Raw genomic sequence first — 23,543 nt, 5'->3', positions numbered from 1 at the left:
GCCATGAAAGCGCTATTGGATCTGTTCAAGCAGGTTACGCAGGAAGAACAGTTCGACGCCATTCGCATTGGCATCGCGTCGCCGGAGAAGATCCGGTCGTGGTCGTTCGGCGAGGTGAAGAAGCCCGAGACGATCAACTATCGCACGTTCAAGCCCGAACGCGACGGGCTGTTCTGCGCCAAGATCTTCGGGCCGATCAAGGACTACGAGTGCCTGTGCGGCAAGTACAAGCGCCTGAAGCATCGCGGCGTGATCTGCGAGAAGTGCGGCGTGGAAGTCACGCTGGCCAAGGTTCGCCGCGAGCGCATGGGCCATATCGAGCTGGCCAGCCCGGTCGCTCACATCTGGTTCCTGAAGTCGCTGCCGTCGCGCCTGGGCATGGTCCTGGACATGACGCTGCGCGACATCGAGCGCGTGCTGTACTTCGAAGCCTACTGCGTCATCGATCCGGGCATGACGCCGCTCAAGCGCGCCCAGATCATGTCGGAAGACGACTTCCTGGCCAAGACCGAAGAGTACGGTGACGATTTCCGTGCGGTGATGGGTGCCGAGGCCGTGCGTGAACTGCTGCGCACGATCGACATCAACCGCGAAATCGAGACGCTGCGCGCCGACCTCCAGGCCACCAGCTCGGACGCCAAGATCAAGAAGATCTCCAAGCGCCTGAAGGTGCTGGAAGGCTTCCAGAAGTCCGGCATCAAGCCCGACTGGATGATCCTGGAAGTGCTGCCCGTGCTGCCGCCCGAGCTGCGCCCGCTGGTGCCGCTGGACGGCGGCCGCTTCGCCACGTCCGACCTGAACGACCTGTATCGCCGCGTCATCAACCGCAACAACCGCCTGAAGCGCCTGCTCGAACTGAAGGCTCCTGAAATCATCGTGCGCAACGAGAAGCGCATGCTGCAGGAAGCCGTCGATTCGCTGCTGGACAACGGCCGCCGCGGCAAGGCCATGACCGGCGCCAACAAGCGTCCGCTCAAGTCGCTGGCCGACATGATCAAGGGCAAGAGCGGCCGCTTCCGCCAGAACCTCTTGGGCAAGCGCGTCGACTACTCGGGCCGTTCGGTGATCGTGGTGGGCCCGCAGCTCAAGCTGCACCAGTGCGGCCTGCCCAAGCTGATGGCGCTGGAGCTGTTCAAGCCCTTCATCTTCAACCGCCTGGAAATGATGGGCCTGGCCACGACCATCAAGGCGGCCAAGAAGCTGGTGGAAACGCAGGAACCGGTGGTGTGGGACATCCTCGAAGAGGTGATCCGCGAGCACCCGATCATGCTGAACCGCGCGCCGACGCTGCACCGTCTGGGCATCCAGGCGTTCGAGCCGGTGCTGATCGAAGGCAAGGCCATCCAGCTGCACCCGCTGGTCTGCGCGGCGTTCAACGCCGACTTCGACGGCGACCAGATGGCCGTCCACGTGCCGCTGTCGCTGGAAGCCCAGCTGGAAGCCCGCACGCTGATGCTGGCGTCCAACAACGTGCTGTTCCCGGCCAACGGCGAGCCCTCGATCGTCCCGTCCCAGGATATCGTGCTGGGGCTGTACTACGCGACCCGCGAGCGGGTGAACGGCACGGGCGAAGGCCTGCATTTCATCGACGTGGCCGAAGTGCTGCGTGCGTACGAGAACAAGGCGGTGGAGCTGCAATCGCGCATCACCGTGCGCCTGAACGAGTACGAACGTGACGAGAACGGCGAATACCAGCCGGTGCTGCGCCGCTTCGAGACCACGGTCGGCCGCGCCATCCTGTCGGAGATCCTGCCCAAGGGTCTGCCCTTCTCGGTGCTGAACAAGCCCCTGAAGAAGAAGGAAATCTCGCGCCTGATCAACCAGTCGTTCCGCCGCTGCGGCCTGCGCGACACGGTGATCTTCGCCGACCAGCTGATGCAGTCGGGCTTCCGCCTGGCCACCCGCGGCGGTATCTCGATCTGCATGGACGACATGCTGATCCCGTCCGCCAAGGAAGGCATCCTTGCCGAAGCCAGCAAGGAGGTCAAGGAAATCGACAAGCAGTACTCGTCGGGTCTGGTGACTTCCCAGGAACGCTACAACAACGTGGTGGACATCTGGGGCAAGGCCGGCGACCGCGTGGGCAAGGCGATGATGGAACAGCTCTCGACCGAGCCCGTCGTCGACCGCCACGGTACCGCGACCCGCCAGGAATCGTTCAACTCGATCTACATGATGGCCGACTCCGGCGCCCGCGGTTCCGCGGCCCAGATCCGTCAGCTGGCCGGCATGCGGGGCCTGATGGCCAAGCCCGATGGTTCCATCATCGAGACGCCCATCACCGCGAACTTCCGCGAAGGCCTGAACGTACTGCAGTACTTCATTTCCACCCACGGCGCGCGTAAGGGCCTGGCCGACACGGCGTTGAAGACGGCGAACTCGGGTTACCTGACCCGCCGCCTGGTCGACGTGACGCAGGACCTGGTCATTACCGAGGACGATTGCGGCACCACCTTCGGCTTCGCCATGAAGGCGCTGGTGGAAGGCGGTGAAGTCATCGAGCCGCTGCGCGACCGTATCCTCGGCCGTACCGTGGTCGCCGACGTGGTCAACCCCGATACCCAGGAAACCGTGTTCGAAGCCGGCACGCTGCTGGACGAGGATGCCGTCGACACCATCGAGCGCCTGGGCATCGACGAAGTGAAGGTGCGTTCCGCCCTGACCTGCGAAACCCGCCATGGCCTGTGCGCCGCGTGCTACGGCCGCGACCTGGGCCGCGGTTCGCCGGTCAACGTCGGCGAGGCGGTCGGCGTGATCGCCGCCCAATCCATCGGCGAACCCGGCACGCAGCTGACGATGCGTACGTTCCACATCGGTGGCGCGGCATCGCGCGCGGCACTGGCCTCGGGCGTGGAAACGAAGTCCAACGGCACGGTGCGCTTCACCAGCGCCATGCGCTACGTCACCAACGGCAAGGGCGAGCAGGTCGCCATCTCGCGTTCGGGTGAAATCCTGATCGTGGATGACAACGGCCGCGAGCGCGAGCGCCACAAGGTGCCGTACGGCGCGATCCTGCTGCACGGCGACGGCGCCGGGGTCAAGGCCGGCGCGCAACTGGCCAGCTGGGATCCGCTGACGCGTCCGATCATCACCGAGTACGGTGGCACGATCAAGTTCGAGAACGTGGAAGAAGGCGTCACGGTGGCCCGTCAGCTCGACGAAGTCACCGGCCTGTCGACCCTGGTCGCGATCACGCCCAAGACCCGCGGCAGCGCCAAGCAGACCGTGCGTCCGCAGGTCAAGCTGCTCGACGGCGCCAATGAGGAAGTCAAGATCGCCGGTACCGATCACTCGGTCAGCATCTCCTTCCCGGTGGGCGCGCTGATCACCGTTCGCGACGGCCAGCAGGTCGGCGTGGGCGAGGTGCTGGCGCGTATCCCGCAGGAATCGCAGAAGACCCGCGACATTACCGGGGGTCTGCCGCGCGTGGCCGAGCTGTTCGAAGCCCGTTCGCCCAAGGATGCCGGCATGCTCGCCGACGTCACCGGCACGGTTTCGTTCGGCAAGGACACCAAGGGCAAGCAGCGCCTGGTCATCACCGATCTGGACGGCGTCAGCCACGAGTTCCTGATTCCCAAGGAAAAGCAGGTGCTGGTGCACGACGGCCAGGTGGTGAACAAGGGCGAAATGATCGTGGACGGCCCCGCCGATCCCCACGACATCCTGCGTTTGCAAGGCATCGAGAAGCTGGCGATCTACATCGTCGACGAAGTGCAGGACGTCTACCGTCTGCAAGGCGTGAAGATCAACGACAAGCACATCGAAGTGATCGTGCGCCAGATGCTGCGCCGCGTGAACATCGTCGATCCGGGCGACACCTCGTTCATCCCGGGCGAGCAGGTCGAACGCGCCGAAATGCTGAACGAGAACGATCGCGTCAATGCCGACAACCAGCGTCCCGCTTCCTACGAGAACGTGCTGCTGGGTATCACGAAGGCCTCGCTGTCGACCGACTCGTTCATCTCGGCCGCCTCGTTCCAGGAAACCACGCGTGTCCTGACCGAAGCCGCCATCATGGGCAAGCGCGACGACCTGCGCGGCTTGAAGGAAAACGTCATCGTGGGCCGTCTGATCCCCGCGGGTACCGGCATGGCCTACCATGGCGCCCGCAAGGAGAAGGAAGCCCAGGAGGCCGCCGAGCGCGAAGTGGTATTCGCCGACGTGGGCAACACCTTCGACGAAAGCGAAATCTTCAATACGCCCGCCGAAAGCGTAACGGCGTCGGAGCCCTCGGGCGACGAGCCGGCCGAAGGCGGCGGCCAGGAGTAAGCCGCATCGCGGCGGGGGCCTGCGGGACCTCGCCCGCGCAAGTGTCGAAAGCCTGAATCCGGGAAACCGGGTTCAGGTTTTTTTTTCGCGGGTGGCCGCCTCGATGTCCTGCATCAGGGTTTCGCACAGCAGTGAAGGCTGGGCGTCGCGCCGCAGGATGAAGCCGATGTCGCGCCCGGTGGGAGGCAGCTCGACCTCCAGTATCTTGACGGCGCCCGAGGCGATTTCGTAGGACAGGTATTCCGGCGATACCGCCGAGATCATGTCGCTGTGGCTGAGCAGTCCGCGCAGCAGCCCCAGGTCGCCCGCCTGCACGGCGACATGCGGGGCGGCCAGGCCGAGGTCGTGGAACAGGCCGTTCAGCAACTCGCGCGTGGGCGCGCCGCGATCTCTGAGGATCCAGGGGTAGCGGACGAGATCCGTGATCTCGATCCGCTTCCTGCCGCACAGCGGATGCCCGGCCCGGACCACGACGACCAGGCGGTCGCTGCCTATCACGCGGATGACAAAGTCGCGGTGTGAATAGTTGGCGTTGAGCCCGGTCAGGATGAAATCGATCTCGCCCGAATGCACGCCGGCGAACAGGATCTCGAAGGGCCCGTCCACCATGGAGATCTGCACGTTGGGGTGCCGTTCCACCAACGCCGCGATCGCCTGCGGCAGGACCCGCGTCCGCATCGACGGCAGGGCGGCGAACATGACCCGGCCGGTGATTTCGCCGCGCTGCTGCGCGATGTCGGCCTCGAGGTGGCGCAGTTCCGCCAGCACTCGCCGCACGCGGAACAACAGGAGTTCGCCGGCCTCGGTCACGGCCATGCCCTTGGCGGTGCGGCGGAACAGGCGCAACGCCAGCGAGGCTTCCGCCTGCCTCAGCAGGGCGCTGACGGCGGGCTGCGTCAGGCCCATCACCGCCGCCACGCTGGGCATGTGGCCCATCTCGCGCAGGCGGACCAGCGCCGTCAACTGGCGTTCTCCCACCAGCATGGAGAACAGCGGCGCGCCGGGCGAGACCCGGTAGGGCGCCAGTTCGGCGCAGGCCTGGCGCAGTTCGGCGTCGATGCGCAGGGCGCGGCGGTAGGCCGCGTCGCCGAAAGGCGTGGGTGCCATGCCGGACGACTGGCGTTCGAACAGCGCGGCCTCGAAGCTGGCTTCGAGCTGGCGGATGGAGCTGGCGACCGCAGAAGGGGTGCGCAGCAGGCGCCCGGCCGCGTGCGCGACGCTGCCTTCTTCCACCACGGCGATGAGCGCCCGCAGGTGCCGCATGTGGTTTCGTTCTTGCATCAGGAAATGCATCCGATAAGAAAAATTGCTGGCTCAGCAAGAATAACTTGGTCGTTTCATCGGGGGCAAGAACCTACAATCGCGCTTGACGCAGTCGTGACAATCCCAGGGGAGACCGCACTATGAAAGCCGCGATGAAGACGCTCTGCCATGCCGCCTTGTCCTTGTTTTTTATGGCTTCCATGGCCAGCCATGCCGAGGTCGTGCCCATCCGGGTGGGCCACGGTTCGTCCGCCGAGGAACCGCTGTGGACGATGAAGGCGTCGCCCGCCGTCACCCCCGGACAGAACCGCGACTACAAGCTCGAATACACTCTTTTCAGAGGCACCGATAAGCGTTTTCAAGCATTCGAGGCCGGCGAGCTGGACATTGCCACAGGCTCGGCCCACAGCGTCATGATGGCCGCGGCCCAGGGCATCAAGTTCAAGATTGTCGCGTCGCTGTCGCGCGAGGGCGGCCCCCAGGGCTTCGCCACGCAGTACATGGTGCTCGACAGTTCGCCGGTCAAGACCATCGCCGACCTGAAGGGCAAGACCGTCGGCATCAATGGCGCGCGCTCGTCGGCGGAAATCTGGGCCCGGCTGGCGATCAAGAAGCACGGACTCAATCCGCAGCGCGACGTCAAATGGGTGGCCGTTCCCTTCCCCGCCCAGGGCGAGGCGGTGCGGGCCGGCAAGCTGGACATCGGCGCCTTCCCGCAGCCCTTCGCCGCCTTCGAGGAGAAGCGCGGCGGCATGCGCACGGTCTTCACGTCGACCGACGGCATCGGGCAGCAGGAAGACCTGATGCTGCTGCTGGTCAAGGAAGAGTTCGCCGCCAGGCATCCCGCCGCGCTGCGCGCGTTCCTGGCCGACCTGGTCAAGGCCACCGATTTCTACGTCAACCATCCGCGCGAAAGCCACCAGCAATTGATCGACGCGAAATTCGTCAACATCCCGCTGGACGTGTCGCTGGGCATGCGCAAGTACCTGCATCCGCGGGACGGCAAGGTCGACCTGGATTCCATGCGCAGGATGGTGACCGAACTGAAGGCGTTCGGCTATCTGGACAACCTGGATCCCGCCAAGGTCGTGGATATGGGCTACCTGCCGAAATGAACGCCGCCGCGAGTACCAGCACCGCCGACTACCTGAAGGCGGAGGGCGTCGGCAAACGCTTCCTGCGCAACGGCCAGGCCGTGACCGCGCTGGAGGATTTCGACCTCTCCATCGCCGAAGGCGAGTTCGTCAGCATTGTCGGCCCCTCGGGCTGCGGCAAGAGCACCTTCCTGCACATGGTGGGTGGGTTCGAACCGCGCACCAGCGGCACGATCAGCCTGGCCGGCCGCCCGGTTTCGGAGCCGGGACCCGACCGGGGCATGCTGTTCCAGGACTACGCGCTCTTTCCCTGGCGCACGGTGCTGGGCAACGTGGCCTGGTCGCTGGAAGTGCAGGGCCTGCCCAAGCCGCGGCGCCTGGAGATCGCCCGCAAGTACATCGCCATGGTCGGGTTGGCCAGGTTCGAGCACGCCTACCCGGGCGAGCTGTCGGGCGGCATGCGGCAGCGCGTGGCGCTGGCCCGCACCCTGGCCTACGAGCCCAGGATGCTGCTGATGGACGAGCCGTTCGGCGCGCTGGACGCGCAGACGCGCGAACTCATGCAGGAAGAGCTGACCGACATCTGGCAGCAGGACCGCCGCACCGTGCTGTTCGTCACGCACGACATCGAAGAGGCCATCTACCTGAGCGACCGGATCATCGTTTTCACGGCGCGCCCGGGCCGCATCAAGGCCGACCTGCGCGTGGACCTGCCCCGTCCGCGCGGCGCGGCCATCCGCAAGTCGCCCCGGTTCATGGACTACCACGCCCGGATCTGGGACATGCTGCGCGACGAGGTCCTGCGCGCGCGGGAAGGCTCATGAGCGGCATCCGGACCGCTGCGGCGGGTGCCTGGCACCGTCCGCTGCGCTGGGTGGCGGGCTGGATCCTGCCGGTGGCGCTGCTGGTCGCCATGCAACTGGCGGCCGGCCAGCCCGGGGCGCCCCGCTATGTCGTGGCGCCGACCGACATTGCCGCCACGACCTGGGAATTGCTGGCGAACGGCGAGCTTGTCCGCGATGCGATGGCGTCGGGCGTGCGCTCCTACAGCGGTTTTTTCATGGGTGCGGCGCTAGGGGTCGCCATCGGCCTGCTGAGCGCGGTGTGGCGGCAGGCGCGGGCCTTCTTCGATCCGCTCGTCTCCACCCTGTACCCGGTGCCCAAGGTCGCGCTGCTGCCCGTCATCATTACCTGGCTGGGCTTTGGCGACGTTTCGAAGATCGCCCTCATCACGCTGGCCGTCTTCTTTCCCACCTTTATCAACACCCTGTACGGGGCGCGTGCCACCCCCCTGTCCCTGCTCTGGGCCGCGCGCAACATGGGCGCGGGCCGCGCCTATATCTTCCGGCGCGTCATCTTCCCGGCCGCGTTGCCGCAGATATTCACCGGCCTGCGCTCCGGCCTGGCGCTTTCGTTCATCGTGCTGTTCGCCGCCGAGATGGTGGGGTCCCACGACGGCCTGGGCGACATGGTCGTGCGGGCCGAGGAAGCCATGCGCTACGACTGGATGTATACGGCCATCCTGGCCATCGGCCTGATGGGCTTCGTCAGCGACCGCGTCCTGCTGGCCATCCGGCGGCGCCTGCTGGCGGACAAGTACCCCGGGGAGGCCCGCCATGGTTGAGCGTTTGCGTGCCGCCGCGCGGCAAGCCATGGCGCCGCTGTACCCGCTCGCGGTCCTGGCCCTGGCCTGGGAGCTGTTGTCCCGTTCGGGGTGGGTCTCGCCGCGGCTGATGCCCTCCGTCGTGAAGGTGGGGCGGGCGTTCGTGGAAGGGCTGGCCAATGGCGACCTCGTCTATCACGCGTCCATCTCGTTCTCGCGGGCCCTGAGCGGTTTCGGCCTGGCCATCGTCATCGGCGTGCTGCTGGGCGTGTTCATGGCGCGCAGCCGCTGGTTCGAATGGATGGTGGAGCCCATCTTCTCGTTCGGCTACCCGGTTCCGAAGATCGCGCTGTACCCCGTTTTCATCCTGCTCCTGGGATTCGGCTCGCCATCGAAGATCGCGCTGATCGCGCTGGAATGCACTTTCCCTATCGCCGTCAACACCTACTTCGGCATCCGCGCCGTGGCGCCGCGCCTGGTCTGGAGCGCCCGCAACATGGGGGCGGGGCCCGTGCGCGTCTTCCTGCGCGTGCTGTTGCCGGCGGCGCTGCCCGCCATCATGTCGGGCATCCGCGTCGCGCTGCCCCTGTCCATGGTGGTCGTGATCATCACCGAGATGATCGGCGACAGCACCGGGCTGGGCTACTACATCGCCTACGCGTCGGCCTCGTTCATGTATGCCGAGTCCTATGCCGGCGTGATCGCCGTGGCGTTGATCGGTTTCACCCTTGATCGCCTGCTCGTCGCACTGCGCGGCAGGATCATTTTCTGGGAGCCCGATGGCGCGGCCCAGACTTCCCGTCCTTCCCATTGAGGCTCCCGCGATGTCACTCGAAGAACAACTGGACCAATTGGCGACGGCCTGCCGCGTCCTGGAAATGGAAGGCCATGGCGACATGACCCTGGGCCACCTGTCGCTGCGCGATCCGCAGGGCCGCGGCTTCTGGCTCAAGCGCAACGCCCGCGGCCTGGGAGAGATCCTGTCCGCCGCCGATTTCGTGCTGGTCGGCCACGATGGCGCCAAGCTGGAAGGCGAAGGCGGCCGCCATTCGGAATGGCCCATCCATGCCGAGATCCTGAAGGCGCGTCCCGATGTCAATGTCGTTGCCCATACCCATCCTTTCCACGCCAGCATCCTGTCGTCGTTCGGCACCGCGCTGGCGCCCTTCACGCTGGATGCCGATTACTTCGACGAGCTGCCCTGCCACCGCGACGAAGCCGCGCTGCTCACGACCGGGGAAGAGGGCGCCGCGCTGGCAAGGACACTGGGATCGCATTTCGCCGTTCTGATGGCCAATCACGGCGTCACCTTCTGCGGCACGTCCGTCGCCCATGCCGTCTGCGTGGGAGTTTTCCTGGAGCGCGCCGCGCGCATCCACGTGCTGGGTTCGCAGATGCGCACGCAAGCGAGCTTCCCTGTCCCGCCAGTGCGGCAGCGCCGGCGCGAGCAGATCATGACGCCCGTCCACGTCCAGCATTCCTGGGACTACTTCGTGCGCAAACTCGCGTGGCAGGAAAAGGCGCGGGGCGACGCGGCGCTTTTCGCGTAGGGAGCCCACGGACATGGCCACGATCGAATCGCTGTACTCGTACCTGACGCCTCGCGACCGCGAGATCATCGAGCTGTCCGGCTACGGCGCCCGCATGGGATTCGGCGCGCGGCCGGCCCTGGTGATCGTGGACGCCACCTATGGATTCTGCGGCGACCGGCGCGAGCCCATCGCCGACTCTGTCCGCCGTTGGCCCAACTCCTGCGGCGAGGCGAGCTGGGATGCCATCGACCGCATCCGCGCGTTGCTGGACGCTTTCCGCGCGCAGCAGCGGCCCGTCATCTACACGCGGGGCGCGTATCGGGACGACAAATGGGACATGGGGTCGTGGCTATGGAAGCATGCCCGGTCGAGGCCCCAGGAAGCGCCGCCGCCGTCCGGCCGGCACCATGACGAGATCGTCCACGACATCGCGCCCCGGCCTGGCGACCTCGTCATCGGCAAGCAGAAGCCGTCGGCGTTTTTCTCGACGCCGCTGCAGTCCTATCTGACGTTGCTGGGCGCGGATTCGCTGGTCGTGGCGGGCGGCAGCACTTCGGGCTGCGTGCGCGCCACCGTGGTGGACGGCTTCAGCGCCAACTACCGCATCGCCGTTGCCGCCGATGCCTGTTTCGACCGCTTGCAGTCCAGCCACGCGATGAGTCTGCTGGACATGCATGCGAAGTATGCCGATGTGCTGGATACGGCGGAGATCGTGGGGCACTTCGGCGCGCCGGCCTGACCGGCGTTTCAATCCAGCGCGATGTTCAGCCGCTCGAGCACCTGCCCGAAGCGCCGGGTCTCGTCGGCCAGTTCCTTGACGTACCCGGCGCGGTCGAGCACATAGGGTTCGTAGAACATCGCGTCATAGCGCTTGAGGATGTCCGGTTCGCGCAGCACCTGAGCCACGTCGCGCTGGATCTTGTCGGCGACCGCCGCGGGCGTGCCCTTGGGCGCCAGCAGCGCGACCGAGCCCGCGAGGTCGAAGCCGGCTGGTCCGCCGGACTCCGAAATGGTGGGCACTTCCGGGAACCCCGCCAGGCGGCGGGGCGCGGAGACGGCCAGGTAGCGCACCTTGCCGGCGCGTTGCAGCGGACCGGCGCTGCCGCCGCTGCCGAAGGCCCAGGTCAATTCCTTGTTGGCCACCGCGGCATAGAGCTGTCCCATGTCCTTGTACGGGACGTGCATCATTTCCACGCCCGCGCCCTGTTCCAGCATGGCGCCGCCGATGTGCCCGGGGCTGCCGACGAACCAGGAGCCGTAGGTGACCGAGCCCGGCCTGGCGCGCGCCGCCTGGAGCAGGTCGCCGGTATTGCGGAACGGGCTGTCCACCGGCACGACCACGAAGAAGTAGTTGCGCAGCATGGGCGTGATGGGCTCGAAATCGCGCATCAGGTCGTAGGGCAGCTTCTTGAACAGATAGGGATGGGCGCTGGTCTGCGCGTTGTCCATCTGCAGCAGGGTGTGGCCGTCGGCGGGGCTGCGCCGGGCGGCGTCGATGGCGATGAAACCGTTGCCACCCGGTTTGTTTTCGACCATGACGGGCTGCCCCCATTTCTGCGACAGCCGGTCGGCCACCAGCCGCAGCGCGACGTCGGGTCCGCTGCCTACGGGAAAGGTCGAGACGACCCGCACGGGCCGGGCGGGGTAGTCCTGGGCGTGCAGCGGGGCCGTGCCGCCCAGGGCCAGGGCGGCGGTTGCGAGCGCGGCGGAAATGATGGGTGTTTTCATGATCCTGGTTCCGGAAAGTCGAGCCGTCTGTCGGTGGTGCTCGGCTGGGACTGTGCCATTGCCCCGCCCCGGCGTGGCATGCCCATAAGCGCTTTCGGACGCGGTAGAAGCATTTTGAGTGCCGGGGCGGCGACACATAAGCAGATTCGGCGGGCGAGTCAGGCTTTTGCATCATGGGGCGGGGCGCGCGATTCCATAATGGGTCCGGCGCCACGGTGGGTGGCCGCCATCCGGGAGATCGCCATGCCTGCCTGCCTGATACGTATCGTTGCCGTGGTGCTTGCATGCGTCGCGATAAACGCGCCGGCACAGGAGCCGGCCGGGTTCCCGCAGCGCAGTACCACGCTGGTGGTGCCGTTTCCGCCCGGCGGGTCGATGGACGCCTTGGCGCGTATCGTGGGAACCCATCTGGCCACGGCCTGGGGGAAGCCCGTCATCGTCGAGAACCGGGCGGGCGCGGGAGGGCTGATCGGCGCCCGCCACGTGAAGGAGGCGGCGCCCGACGGCTACACGCTGCTGGTCACCAATTCCGCCCTGGTGCAAGGGGCGGTTTCTACCGTGGCCGGGACGCCTCCCTATGATCCCATCCGCGATTTTTCGCCGGTGATGCACATGACGCTGGCGCCGGTGGTGTTCTGCATCAATCCCCGCCTGCCCGCCAACACACTGGCCGAGTACGTGGCACTGGTCAAGCGCGAACCGGGCAAGCATTCCTTCGGCTCGGGCGGAGTCAACCAGACATTGCACCTGTTGGGAGCCGTGTTCAACGAGGCGGCCGGTCTCGACATGGCCCACGTGGCGTTCAAGGGCGACGCGGCCCTGGTGGGGGATATCGTGGCGGGACACGTGTCCTCGGGTTTCGCCACGATCGCCACCGCCGGGCCGCTGATCGAGGCGGGCAAGCTGCGCCCGCTGGCGGTGGCGGGGCCGCGTTCGCCGCTGTTGCCCGGGGTGCCCGGCTTCGAGGAGGTGGGCTACCCCCAGTTGGGGGTGGTCGGATGGTTCGGGATGTTCGCGCCCGCGGGTACCCCGCGGGCCGTCGTCGACAAGATCGCGCGGCAGACCGGGGAAATCCTGAAGTCGCCGGACGTCTCGAAGCGCCTGACCGACATGGCGCTGACGCCGACGGCCATCGGTCCCGACGAATTCGGCCGCATCGTCGCCCGGGATCTGGGTTATTGGGATGGCGTGATGAAGAAGGTGGGGGAAAAATGACGCGGGCGGACCACATCCTGCTGGGGCAGGTCCTGACGCTGGACGATGCCGGCACGCGTGCCGAGGCGGTGGCCATCGCCGGTGGCCGCGTGGTGGCGACCGGCAGCCGCCAGGCCATGCTCGAGCTGCGCGGCCCCGCCACGCAGGTGCGGGATTTTCCCGGCGCCACGCTGATTCCCGGGTTCAACGACGCCCATGCGCACATGGACTCCATCGGGACCCGGCAACTGCGGCCCTCGCTCGAAGGCGCGCGCGGCATCGAGGACGTGCTGGCGCGCATCGGGGCGTTGGCCGCCCGCACGCCGAAAGGGGAATGGATCGTCACGCTTCCGGTGGGAGATCCGCCCTACTACTTCGAGGCCCCGGCCACCCTGCGCGAAGGGCGCCTGCCGAACCGGCACGAGCTGGACCGAGTGGCGCCCGACCATCCGGTCTACATACCCGCCCCCGGCGGCTACTGGGGCCAGCCGCCGGGATACGCGGCGATGAATTCCCTCGGGCTGCGGCTGAACGGCATCACCCGGGACAGCGCGCCGGCCTCGCCCAATACGGTGATCGAGAAGGACGCCCACGGCGAACCGCTCGGCATATTCGCGGAGCTGGGGTTCGTCAACGTGCTGGAGCCCGACCTGCTGCCGGCGGTGCCGCGCTTTACCTACGCGCAGCGGCGCGCCGGCATCGCCCGCGCGATGGATCTCTATCACCGCGCGGGCATCACCAGCATCTATGAGGGACACGGCAGCGCGCCGGAAGTGATCGCCGCCTACCGGGAGATGTGGGAGCGCGGCGACCTGACGATGCGCACCGCCATGACGGCCAGCCCGCGCTGGCGCGACGCGGGCGAGGCGGCGGCCGCGATGCGGGACTGGTCGCCGCTGCTCCGGGGGCGGGGCATGGGCGACGCCATGTTCAGGGTGTCCGGCGTTTTCATCGCCCATGGCGGCGATCCGTGCGTGCGCGCGATCCAGCATCGGGAGCTGGATTACATGGGGTGGTCGGGCTACGTGCAGCAGGTCAATTCGACCGAAGAGTTCGAGTCCCTGTGCGAGCTTGCCGGCCAGTACGATCTGCGGGTGCACACCGTGGTCTCGGACAAGCTCGATCGCATCGTGCCCGTGATGGAGCGACTGGCGCGGCGCTATCCCATCGGCGAGCGGCGCTGGGTGCTGGAGCACATCAGCCGGTCCTCGCCCGGGGACCTGGCCGCGTTGCGCAGGCTGGGCGTGGCCACCACGCTGATCCCCGCGCAGTATCTGTGGAAGCACGGGCGGCCGTTTCTGCGCGTCGATCCGCAAGCGCTCGATTATCTTTCGCCGGCGCGGCAGTTGTCGGAATTGGGCGTGCCCGTCGCGGCCGGCACGGACTCCGTGCCCTACGATCCCCTGTTCTGCATGTGGGCGATGACCACGCGCCGCGAGCGGACCACGGGCCAGGTCATGGGGCGGGGCGGCATGGTGAGCAATGATGTCGCGCTCCGGCTCGTGACCCGGGCCGGGGCATGGCTGACCTTCGAGGAAGGCGAGAAGGGGCAACTCGTGCCCGGCCATCATGCGGACATCGCGGTATTGTCTGGCGACCCGCTGGCGGTCGAGGGCGACGCGCTGCGGGAACTGTCGTGCGCGGCCGCGATGGTGGGCGGGCGCTGGGTGCACGGGGAGCGTTGATGGAGCAAGCCTTCGCCACGGCGGTGCAATTGGCGCGGCAACTGCGCGCGCGGCGCGCGGGCAGCCGGGAGTTGCTGGAGTACTACCTGGACCGGATCGACCGCTACAACCCGGCGTTGAACGCCGTCGTGGCCATGGACGTGGCGGGTGCGCGCGCCGCCGCGGACGAGGCCGATCGCGAGTTGGCGCGGGGTGGAGCCACGGGGCCGCTGCACGGGGTGCCGATGACCGTCAAGGAGTCCTTCGACGTGGCGGGACTGCCGACGACCTGGGGGGCGCCCGCCCTGCGCGGCAACGTCGCCCGCAGGGCGGCGGAGGCGGTCCGGCGGCTGCAGTCCGCGGGCGCCATCGTCTTCGGCAAGACCAATGTGCCGCTGATGCTGGCCGACTGGCAATGCGCGAACGAACTGTACGGCGTGACGACCAATCCCTGGGATCCGGCCCGGACCCCGGGCGGCTCGTCGGGGGGATCGGCGGCGGCGCTCGCGGCCGGGCTGACGGGATTCGAGTTCGGCAGCGACATCGGCGGGTCGCTGCGGGTACCGGCGCACTTCTGCGGGGTCTACAGCCACAAGCCGACCTGGGGCATCGTCCCGGTGTCGGGGCATGGCCTGGGCCCCGGTCCGGCCACGGATGTCTCGGTATGCGGGCCGATGGGGAGGGGGACGGCCGATCTCGAACTGGGCCTGCGGCTGACCGCGGGTGCCGAGGGCGCCGAGGCGCGCGGCTGGTCGCTGCGGCTGCCCCCCTGTCCGCGCGCCCGCATCGCCGATTTCCGGGTCGCCGTCCTGCTCGATGCCCCGCAGGCCGAGGTCGATGCGCCGGTGCGCGACGCGATCGAAGGCGTGGCCCGGTTCCTGGCGGGGGAGGGCGCGGAAGTGTCGTTCGATGCCCGTCCCGCCATCGACTTCGCCGGCGTCGCGCGCGACGCGACGCTGTTGATACGGGGCGCCCAGAGCGCCAGGCTGCCGGATGGCGAATACGAGCGCCAGCGGCGCCGGCGGGAGGCCGCGGCCCTCGACGACGACAGCCACGAGGCGGCGTACGCGCGCGCCATCGCGGCCACCCATCGGGAATGGCTGGGCGCGCACGCGCGGCGCCATGCCATGCAGCAGGCCTGGGATGATTTTTTTTCGCGGTGGGACGTGCTGTTGTGTCCACCCGCCTCGACGATCGCCTTCAGGCATGATCGGGTCCCGCCCAGGCACTTGAGGCTGGTGCCGGTCAATGGCCGCCCGCGGCCGTCCATCGAGCAGGTCTTCTGGGCGGGCCTGGCCGGTATCGCTTATCTGCCCGCGACCGTCGCGCCAGCGGGGCGCAGCCCGGAGGGATTGCCGACGGGGGTGCAGATCGTGGGGCCGCGCCATGGCGACCTGACCTGCATCGCGCTGGCGCGCTGGCTCGAGGCGGGCTTTCGCGGGTTCGAGCCGCCGCCGGGGATGAAGTGAACTGGGATTTTCCCTTTCCCTCGCAGCGCATGCCGGTGCTGGCCGACCACGTCGTCGCCACCTCGCAGCCGCTGGCGGCCCAGGCGGGCCTGGCCATGATGGCGCGTGGCGGGAATGCCGTCGATGCGGCCATCGCCGCCGCCGCCGTCCTGACCGTGGTCGAGCCGGTCATGAACGGCCTGGGCGGCGATACGCAGGTCGCGTTATGGGATGGCGCCGCCCTGCGCGGTCTTGTCGGCTGCGGCCGTTCGCCCCGGGCATGGTCGGCGGCGCGGTTCGCCGGCCGCGCGCGCATGCCTGCCGAGGGCTGGGATAGCGTGACGGTCCCGGGGGGCGTGTCGGCATGGGTCGAGCTTGCCCGCCACGGCGCGGCGCTGCCGCTGCGCGTCTTGATGGCGCCCGCCATACGCTATGCGCGGGAAGGCTACGCGGTGTCGCCCAACGTGGCGCGCCTGTGGGCGTCCCAGGTTGCCAGGCTGCGCGGCCAGCCGGGTTTTGCCGAGGCCTTCCTGCCGGGCGGCCGGGCGCCGTTGCCGGGTGAGCGGGTCCGGCTGCCCGAACTGGGCGCCACGCTGGCCCGCATCGCGGACAGCGACGGCGAGGATTTCTACCGGGGCGAAACCGCCGGGCGTCTGGCCGCGCACGCCCGCGAGCAGGGCGGCGCGATGACGGCGGAGGACCTCGCCGCGCATCGGGCGCAATGGGTCGAGCCCTTGCACATGGACTATCGCGACGTCCGCGTCCACGAACTGCCGCCCGCGTCCCAGGGCATGGCGGTGCTCATCGCGCTCGGGATCCTGCGGCATTTCGAGATGGGGCCGGCCACCGCGCCGGACCAGCGCGCGCATCTGCAGATCGAAGCGATGAAGATGGCATTCGCCGACGTGTACGCCCACGTGGCGGATCCGGCCTGCATGGACTGCCCCGCCGGCTGGCTGCTGGAGCCGGGCTACCTGGCGCGCCGCGCCCGGGAGCTGTCGCCCGGGCGGGCCGCCGGGTACGGCGCAAGACCCCTGCCTGGCGGCGGCACGGTGTATCTTGCCGCAGCCGATCGCGATGGCCGCATGGTTTCGCTGATCCAGTCCAATTTCCAGGGTTTCGGGTCGGGGGTCGTGGTGCCGGGAACCGGGGTGAGCCTGAACAACCGGGGGTCGGGTTTCGTCCTCGACCCGCGTCATCCCAATGCGGTGGCGGGCGGCAAGAAGCCATTCCACACCATCATCCCGGCCATGCTGAGCCGGGCCGGCCGGCCGCTGGCCGCGCTGGGCGTGGTGGGGGCCAACATGCAGCCCCAGGGGCAACTCCAGATCATCTGCGCCCTGGCCGACCTGGGGCTCAATCCGCAGGCGGCGCTGGACATGCCGCGATGGCGGATCGACGACAGCGGGCAATTGCGGCTGGAAGCCGCTTTCGATCCCGCCGTGGCCCAGGCGCTGGCCGACCGCGGCCATCCCGTGCAGCGGCGCGCGACGCACGAGCACCTGGATTTTGGCGGGGCGCAACTGGTGTTGCGGACCGGCGCCGGCTACCTCGGCGCATCCGAGCCGCGCCGGGATGGATTGGCCGCCGGATTCTGACGGCCCGGCGCTATTGCTTGAGATCCAGGTTCAGCTTCCGGATGAGCGTGCCGAACTTGTCGATTTCCGAGCGCTGGAAATCGGCCAGTTCCCTGGGCGTACCCGCGACCACCGTCACGCCGTCGCGCACCAGCGGGTCACGGACGGCCGGATCGGCGAAGATGCGGGCCGTCTCCGCGTGCAGCTTGGCCACGATGTCCTGCGGCGTTCCGGCCGGCGCATACAGGGCGAACCACAGCAGAAGTTCGTAGCCCGGCAGGCCGGCCTCCGACAGGGTGGGAAGCTCCGGCAGGGCCGGCGAGCGCTGCTGCGCGGTGATGGCCAGGCCGCGCAGCCGTCCGTCCTTGACCACCGGCGCCGACAGCGCGATGCTTTCGATCAGCATGTCCACGTGGCCGGCCATCACATCCTGCAAGGCCTGGGCGGGGCCTTTGGCCGGTACGTGCAGCAACTGGACACCCGCCATCGACGCCAGCATTTCCATGCCCAGGTGGCCGGTGGTGCCGATGCCGGCCGAGGTGTAGGTGAGCTTGCCGGGACTGGCCTTGGCCAGGGCCAGCAGCTCGTTCACGTTGCGGGCAGCCACGCCGGGGTTCACCATCAGCACGCTGGGAACCGCCGCGACCAGACTGATGGGCTCGAAACTGGAGACCGGATCGTAGGGCAGCTTCATGAAGGCGACATTCACCGCATGCGAGGCGTTGGCGCCCAGCAGGACGGTGTAGCCATCGGGCCGGGACTTGGCGACGTAGTCGCTGCCTATGGTGGCCCCGGCGCCGGGACGGTTTTCGACGACGACCGGCTGCTTCAGGTTCGTCTCCAGCCGCTGGGCCAGCACGCGGCCGATCCGGTCGGTCACGCTGCCCGCCGGGAACGGCACGACCAGCTTGATCAGCCGGTCGGGCCAGTTCGACGGCTCATTCGCGCGGGCCTGCGGCGCCGCCGCGATCAGGGACAGGGCGGCCACGGCCAGCAGGCAGGGGACGGTGCTGCGCAAACGTTTCATCCTGGAGCTCCTTGAGGGACAGGCCGGCACCGGGTACGCGCCAGCAATAGGGCATTCTCGGGCGGCTGGCGGCCCGGCGCGTCGCAAAATGGTTCTGCCGGCCCGCAATCTCCTTATGTCGCCCCGCCCACCGCATCCCGCGGCGCGCCATAAGCTTTTTAGGGCGTCAAAGAAGCATTCGCGGCTGGCAAGGGGCCGCCCGGGCGCCGAGAATAGGGGGACTCTCCGAGGACACCACGATGAAATTGTTTCCCAGCCTGCAGCTCCACATGCCGCAGATCGATCTGCAGGAAATCATGGAGCATTTGCGGCACACCGAAGCGCGGCGAACCTACCCGCTATGGCAGGAGGACGATTGCCTCTGCTTCATCGCCCGCGGCCGTGAATACCGCAGCGAATTCCACCTCAATCCCAGCCATGAAATGCAGTATTCCCTGAAGGGCGACCTGCACCTGCACTACCGCACGCCCGAGGGCGTGGAAAAGGTGGCGGTGGTCCCCGAGGGGCATTGCCTCTACCAGCCGCCCATGGTGCCGCATTCGCCCAGGTTTCCGCCCGATGCGTTCCAGCTGGTGGTCGAGCGCAAGCGCCGGCCCGGCGAAGTGGATCGCTTCCATTGGTTCTGCCCGTCGTGCGACAACCTGCTGCACGAGGAGACTTTCATCGTCAGCGACTACGGCACCGATCCCGTTTCGCGAGCCTACGACAACTTCTGGGGCTCGCTCGAATTCCGCACCTGCAAGAAGTGCGGCACCATCATGCCCGATTGCTGAGCAGGTGCGTTCATGAGCAACATCCTACGCACGCTGGCCGAGAAGGCGCAGCCGAACCATACGGCCCTGCTGATCGTCGACATGCAGAACGACTTCTGCGCCCAGGGCGGCTACCTGCAGCGCACCCGGGCCGAGAGCGGACGCAATCCCATCCGGGTGGACGAGAACGCCGTGATCGCGGACCGCATCGGCCAACTGGCCGCCGTGGCCAGGCGTTCCGGGGCGACCGTGGCCTGGCTGCGCTCGGTCTACGATTTCAAGTACCTGGCGGATGCCCACGTCGCCATGCGGGACGACGAGGGCTGCTGCATGGAAGGAACGTGGGGCGCCGATTTTTTCCGCATCCAGCCGCATGAAGGCGACGTGGTCGTCGACAAACACACGTTCAGCGGTTTCCACGAGACCGGCCTGCACGCGCAATTGCAGGCACGAGGAATCAAGACGCTGGTGATGACGGGCGTGGCCACCAATGTCTGCGTCGACTCCACCTTGCGCCATGGCTTCTTCCTGGGCTATCACATCGTCGTGGCCGAGGACTGCGTGGGCAGCGGCAACCAGACGGGACACGAAGGCACGCTGTCGACCGTCAAGGTCAACTTCGGCGAAGTCACGACCTGCGCCGACCTGCTGCAATTGTTCGACCAGCACGTTCGCGCCGGCGTTTCGCCGGTGCTCTGAGGAGTCTTTCCATGCGTCGCCTGTTCCTTTGCTGTGTGGCCGCCCTGGCCGCCGTCGGTCCCCTGGCGGCGCAGGAGTCTTCCCAGCGCCCAGTGCGCATCATCGTCCCCGTTCCCGCCGGGGGCGGGACGGATGCGCTGGCCCGCAAGCTGGCCGAGCGCATGGCCGGCACGCTGGGGCAGGCGGTCATCGTCGAGAACCGGACCGGCAGCGGCGGCCTGATCGGCGCCGCCGCCGTCGCCCGATCCAAGCCCGACGGGCATACGCTGCTGCTTGGCTTCACGGGTATCCTTTCCATCAGCCCGAGCCTCTACCAGAGCTTGCCGCTGGATCCCCAGCGCGAACTGGAACCGGTGACCATGCTGGTCACTTCGCCGCTGCTGCTGGTCGCCCGCAAGGGCGGGCCGATCGGAAGCCTGGACGACCTGCTGCGGCTGGGGCGCCAGGAGCCCGGGCCGAGCTACGGCACGCCGGGCAAGGGGACGTCCATGCACCTGACAGGCGAACTGTTGACGCGTACCGCCGGGATCCATTTCCTGCACGTTCCCTACCGGGGCAGCATCGATGCGCTGCAATCGCTTCTGGGTGGACAGATCGATACGGCCATCAGCGATGTGCCGTTCTATCTGCCCTATCTGCAAAGCGGCAGGATCCAGGGGCTGGGCATTACCGGGGCGCGGCGGCATCCGATGCTGCCGGACGTGCCGACCTTCGCCGAGCGGGGCCTGGCCCAGCTCGACGGTTTCGTGAGCTGGCAAGGCCTGTTCGCGCCATCGGGTACGCCGGCCGCCGCGCTCGATCGCATCCGTGGCGCGGCCATCGGCGCGATGCGCAGTCCGGAGTTGCGCGCTTTCATGGTCGGCCAGGGTTACACCGTGGACACGACCAGTGGCCGGGATTTCAAGCGATTCATCGTCGAGGACGCGGCGCGGTGGGGGCGGGTAATCCGGGAAGCCGGCGTGCGTATCGATCCGTGACGCGCCTTGTTGCGATAATGCCGCCATGAACGCGACCCCGGCTTCCGCCATCCTGCCATCCCTGTCTTTTCGCCTGGGAGATGTCTCGATCGCGCGCATCGAGGACTACCAGGGGCCGGGCCTGAGCAGCACCGGTATGTTCCCGGCCTGCCGTCCGGACATGTGGCTGTCCCATGCGTCCTGGCTCGTGCCGCATTTCTACGATCCCGCCACGGACCGCCTGCGCACCAGCATCCATAGCTGGCTGGTCACCACGCCCCGGCACAAGATACTGATCGATTGCTGCATCGGCAACGGCAAGCATCGTCCGTCCGACCCGCGTTTCCACATGCGCAACGAGCCCTGGCTGGAGCGCCTGGCCGCCGCCGGGGCCCATCCGGACGAGATCGATTTCGTGATGTGCACCCATTTCCATGCCGACCATGTGGGCTGGCATACGCGGCGGGTGGACGGCCGCTGGGTGCCGACTTTCCGCAATGCCCGCTATTTGTTCAAGCGGCAAGAGTTCGACCGCTGGGACGAGCGCCGGGCCGACCACGTGCCGCGCGAATCGCAGCGTTTCGTGTTCGCCGACAGCGTGCTTCCGGTGGTCGAGGCCGGCCAGGCGGTGCTGATCGACGATGGCCATGTCGTGGATGACAGGCTGACGGTCGAGCCCGCGCCCGGGCATACCGCGGGCAACGCGGTGATCCGCCTGCGGGCGGCGGGCGAGCGCGCCCTGTTCAGCGGAGATGTGATCCATCATCCGGTCCAGTTGCCCTATCCAGAGTTGTGCTCGGTGTTCGATGACGATCCGGCCCTGGCCCTGGCTACCCGCCGCCGGGTCCTGGACGCGGCGGCGGCCTCCGGCGACCTGCTGCTGCCTACCCATTTCGCCGCGCCATTCTGTTGCCGCATCGAGGGCGCGGGCCAGGGGTACCGGCCGCGCTGGCGCGCGGCCTGAGCGGGGGGCCGGGCTCGTGAGCATGCTCCACACCAAGCACCTGCGCCCCTTCCTGACCGTCGTGCGTCACGGCAACCTGGCCCGCGCGAGCGAGGAACTGCGCCGCGCCCAGTCGGCGGTGTCGCGTTCGGTGCAGGAACTGGAGAACCGGTTCGGCGTCGCCCTGTTCGAGCGCAGCGCGCGCCAGTGGTTGCTGACAGATTTCGGCCAGGCGTTGCACCGGCGGACCGAGCTGGCGTTCACGGAACTCCAGCAGGCGTGCGATGCCTTGTGCGCGCGCTATCCGGAGTCGGCGCCGCGGCTGCGCACCGCGCCGTTCTTTTCCCTGGCCGTGCACGAGCGGCGCCTGGAGCTGCTGTTCGCTTTCACCGAACGCAAGCACATCAGCACCGCCGCTGCCGCCGTGGGCGTCTCGCAGCCGGCCGCCAGCATGGCGCTGTACGACCTCGAGGCCAGCGTCGGCGTGCCCCTGTTCGACCGCGCGCATGCCGGCGTCGCGCTGAACGACAGCGGCGAACTGCTGCTGGCGCATGTGAAGCGGGCGCTGGCGCAGCTGCGCCTGGCCGGCACCGAGATCTCGGCATTGAAGGGCGTGATCGAGGGGCAGGTGGTGGTGGGCGCGCTGCCGTTCAGCCGCCCCTACGTGCTGCCGGTGGCGATCGGGCGCGTGCTGGCGCAGCATCCGCGATTGCAGGTGCGCACACTGGAGGCGCCCATGGATACGCTGGTGGCGGGGCTGAGGCTGGGCGACGTGGACTTCCTGGTGGGGGCCTTGCCGGTCGAGCCGCTCGAAAGCGCGCTGGTGGTCGAACAGTTGATGCGCGAGCCGATGGTGGTGCTGGCGCGACGCGATCATCCGCTGGCCGGGGCGGCCGAGCTGGACCTGGCCGACCTGATGGAAGCCGCGTGGGTGCTGCCCCGGCAGGGGACGCCCACCCGCGAGGCGCTAGGCGCCTGCCTGGCGCAGCATGGCTTGCCGGAACCGCAGGTGGCGGTGGAATCGTCGGATATTTCCCTGATCCGGGGGCTGCTGCTGGAGACCGACATGCTGTCGGCGGCCTCGCGCCAGTTGTTTCCCCACGAGCTGCGGGCGGGCATCCTGGTCGAGCTGCCCGTCGCGCTGGCGGGCACCGAGCGGTCCATGGGCATCCTGCGCCGCACGCAGGAGCATTCGTCGCCGGGCGCGCAGTTGCTGATCGAGGCGATCCGCCAGGTGTGCCGCGATGAACACCGCCGCGGGCAGGATCAGAGATCGGCGGCGGCGCGGCCGTAGTGGTTGTTGGCCTGCACCAGCTTGGAGAGCAGGCGCATGAACGTATCCTGGTCCTTCTTGCTGAGCGGCGAAATCAACCGTTGCTGGGCCCGCGTCATGCCCGCCTGCAACTGGCCCATGACGCGCAGTCCTTCCTCGGTGATGAAGGACTGCCGCGAGCGGCGGTCCTCGGGGTCGACGCGGCGGGTCAGGTAGCCTTTGCGTTCGAGCCGCTTGACGACGTCGGCGGTGGTGGTGCGGTCCAGGCCGAGCTCGTGGCCGATCGTCTTCTGGTCGCTGCCGGGTTGCAGGGACAGCGCGGTCAGGATGCCGTACTGGACCGGGGTGATCTCATGGCTGCATTCTTCGAAGAACATCGCATAGTGGATCTGGTTCAGCCGGCGGACCAGGTATCCCGAGCGCGACCAGAGCACCTGTTCGGCGGGATCGAAGGGAGGCGAGGAAGTGTCGTGGTCGTTGGGGTCCGCTTCGTCGTGGATCATCGTTGGGGGTGCTTCGCA

Annotated in this window: 20 protein-coding genes; 16 read left to right on the top strand and 4 right to left on the bottom strand. The window is 68.0% G+C overall.

Translation table 11 applies throughout. From position 1 onward, the window contains the following. Positions 1–3: 3 nt before the first annotated feature. Positions 4–4,269, top strand: a complete 4,266-nt coding sequence (gene rpoC, locus AC1Q6E_RS00485; RefSeq protein ID WP_152793512.1) for a DNA-directed RNA polymerase subunit beta' — start codon at positions 4–6, stop codon at positions 4,267–4,269. A gap of 72 nt (positions 4,270–4,341) precedes the next feature. On the opposite strand, the gene AC1Q6E_RS00480 is transcribed toward rpoC, so the two are convergent. Then, positions 4,342–5,550, bottom strand: coding sequence for a LysR family transcriptional regulator (locus tag AC1Q6E_RS00480; RefSeq protein ID WP_492572027.1), 1,209 nt, complete (start codon positions 5,548–5,550; stop codon positions 4,342–4,344). A gap of 134 nt (positions 5,551–5,684) precedes the next feature. On the opposite strand from AC1Q6E_RS00480, the gene AC1Q6E_RS00475 reads away from it, so the two are divergent. From AC1Q6E_RS00475 to AC1Q6E_RS00450, 6 genes are read left to right on the top strand one after another with little or no spacing between them, the layout of a single operon-like run. Continuing rightward, complete coding sequence (locus AC1Q6E_RS00475; protein ID WP_492572026.1) at positions 5,685–6,647, top strand: ABC transporter substrate-binding protein; 963 nt, start codon at positions 5,685–5,687, stop codon at positions 6,645–6,647. Beyond that, on the top strand, positions 6,644–7,450 hold the full coding sequence (locus tag AC1Q6E_RS00470) for an ABC transporter ATP-binding protein (RefSeq protein ID WP_152793509.1): 807 nt from the start codon (positions 6,644–6,646) through the stop codon (positions 7,448–7,450). The genes AC1Q6E_RS00475 and AC1Q6E_RS00470 overlap by 4 nt, the downstream gene beginning before the upstream one ends. Then, on the top strand, positions 7,447–8,250 hold the full coding sequence (locus AC1Q6E_RS00465) for an ABC transporter permease (protein WP_296558595.1): 804 nt from the start codon (positions 7,447–7,449) through the stop codon (positions 8,248–8,250). Before AC1Q6E_RS00470 ends, AC1Q6E_RS00465 begins: the two co-directional genes overlap by 4 nt. After that, the gene (locus AC1Q6E_RS00460) at positions 8,243–9,043 is read left to right on the top strand and encodes an ABC transporter permease (RefSeq protein WP_152793507.1); all 801 of its coding nucleotides are present in this window, start codon (positions 8,243–8,245) and stop codon (positions 9,041–9,043) included. Before AC1Q6E_RS00465 ends, AC1Q6E_RS00460 begins: the two co-directional genes overlap by 8 nt. Positions 9,044–9,053: 10 nt before the next feature. Next, entirely contained in the window at positions 9,054–9,779 is a 726-nt protein-coding gene (locus tag AC1Q6E_RS00455) for a class II aldolase/adducin family protein (RefSeq protein ID WP_296558596.1), read from the top strand. A 13-nt stretch (positions 9,780–9,792) separates the two neighbouring features. Beyond that, entirely contained in the window at positions 9,793–10,500 is a 708-nt protein-coding gene (locus AC1Q6E_RS00450; protein WP_492572025.1) for an isochorismatase family protein, read from the top strand. A gap of 8 nt (positions 10,501–10,508) precedes the next feature. Here the strand turns inward: AC1Q6E_RS00450 and AC1Q6E_RS00445 are convergent, their stop codons facing one another. Then, a complete protein-coding gene (locus AC1Q6E_RS00445; RefSeq protein WP_152793504.1) occupies positions 10,509–11,489 on the bottom strand; it encodes a Bug family tripartite tricarboxylate transporter substrate binding protein in 981 nt (326 codons plus the stop codon). A 243-nt stretch (positions 11,490–11,732) separates the two neighbouring features. On the opposite strand from AC1Q6E_RS00445, the gene AC1Q6E_RS00440 reads away from it, so the two are divergent. From AC1Q6E_RS00440 to AC1Q6E_RS00425, 4 genes are read left to right on the top strand one after another with little or no spacing between them, the layout of a single operon-like run. After that, complete coding sequence (locus AC1Q6E_RS00440; RefSeq protein WP_492572024.1) at positions 11,733–12,704, top strand: Bug family tripartite tricarboxylate transporter substrate binding protein; 972 nt, start codon at positions 11,733–11,735, stop codon at positions 12,702–12,704. Beyond that, complete coding sequence (locus AC1Q6E_RS00435; protein WP_152793502.1) at positions 12,701–14,368, top strand: amidohydrolase; 1,668 nt, start codon at positions 12,701–12,703, stop codon at positions 14,366–14,368. Before AC1Q6E_RS00440 ends, AC1Q6E_RS00435 begins: the two co-directional genes overlap by 4 nt. After that, a complete protein-coding gene (locus tag AC1Q6E_RS00430; protein WP_492572023.1) occupies positions 14,368–15,816 on the top strand; it encodes an amidase in 1,449 nt (482 codons plus the stop codon). The genes AC1Q6E_RS00435 and AC1Q6E_RS00430 overlap by 1 nt, the downstream gene beginning before the upstream one ends. A 29-nt stretch (positions 15,817–15,845) precedes the next feature. After that, positions 15,846–17,393: a gamma-glutamyltransferase family protein gene (locus AC1Q6E_RS00425; protein ID WP_492572186.1), complete on the top strand. Its 1,548-nt coding sequence runs from the start codon at positions 15,846–15,848 to the stop codon at positions 17,391–17,393. 10 nt (positions 17,394–17,403) lie between these two features. On the opposite strand, the gene AC1Q6E_RS00420 is transcribed toward AC1Q6E_RS00425, so the two are convergent. Beyond that, the gene (locus tag AC1Q6E_RS00420; protein WP_296554833.1) at positions 17,404–18,399 is read right to left on the bottom strand and encodes a Bug family tripartite tricarboxylate transporter substrate binding protein; all 996 of its coding nucleotides are present in this window, start codon (positions 18,397–18,399) and stop codon (positions 17,404–17,406) included. Between the two features lie 239 nt (positions 18,400–18,638). Between AC1Q6E_RS00420 and AC1Q6E_RS00415 the strand changes: the two genes are divergently transcribed. Genes AC1Q6E_RS00415 through AC1Q6E_RS00395 form a run of 5 tightly spaced genes read left to right on the top strand, consistent with a single transcriptional unit; the run spans position 18,639 to position 23,043 of the window. Then, positions 18,639–19,172 (top strand): 3-hydroxyanthranilate 3,4-dioxygenase, encoded by a 534-nt coding sequence (locus tag AC1Q6E_RS00415; RefSeq protein ID WP_152793500.1) that lies wholly within the window; start codon positions 18,639–18,641, stop codon positions 19,170–19,172. Between the two features lie 12 nt (positions 19,173–19,184). Further along, the gene (locus AC1Q6E_RS00410) at positions 19,185–19,850 is read left to right on the top strand and encodes a cysteine hydrolase family protein (RefSeq protein WP_492572022.1); all 666 of its coding nucleotides are present in this window, start codon (positions 19,185–19,187) and stop codon (positions 19,848–19,850) included. Between the two features lie 11 nt (positions 19,851–19,861). Further along, positions 19,862–20,827: a Bug family tripartite tricarboxylate transporter substrate binding protein gene (locus tag AC1Q6E_RS00405; protein ID WP_492572021.1), complete on the top strand. Its 966-nt coding sequence runs from the start codon at positions 19,862–19,864 to the stop codon at positions 20,825–20,827. Positions 20,828–20,852: 25 nt separating this feature from the next. Continuing rightward, positions 20,853–21,770, top strand: a complete 918-nt coding sequence (locus AC1Q6E_RS00400) for an MBL fold metallo-hydrolase (RefSeq protein ID WP_152793497.1) — start codon at positions 20,853–20,855, stop codon at positions 21,768–21,770. Positions 21,771–21,792: 22 nt separating this feature from the next. Then, complete coding sequence (locus AC1Q6E_RS00395) at positions 21,793–23,043, top strand: LysR family transcriptional regulator (RefSeq protein ID WP_296554867.1); 1,251 nt, start codon at positions 21,793–21,795, stop codon at positions 23,041–23,043. Here AC1Q6E_RS00395 and AC1Q6E_RS00390 read toward each other — a convergent pair. Further along, the gene (locus tag AC1Q6E_RS00390) at positions 23,016–23,525 is read right to left on the bottom strand and encodes a MarR family winged helix-turn-helix transcriptional regulator (RefSeq protein WP_152793495.1); all 510 of its coding nucleotides are present in this window, start codon (positions 23,523–23,525) and stop codon (positions 23,016–23,018) included. The two genes, AC1Q6E_RS00395 and AC1Q6E_RS00390, sit on opposite strands and share 28 nt — an antisense overlap. Positions 23,526–23,543 lie beyond the last annotated feature (18 nt).

Source organism: Pigmentiphaga sp. MLSB6-MA01 (assembly GCF_058793475.1).
Note: the sequence above shows the minus strand (reverse complement) of the source record. Positions and strands in the feature narration are given on the sequence as shown.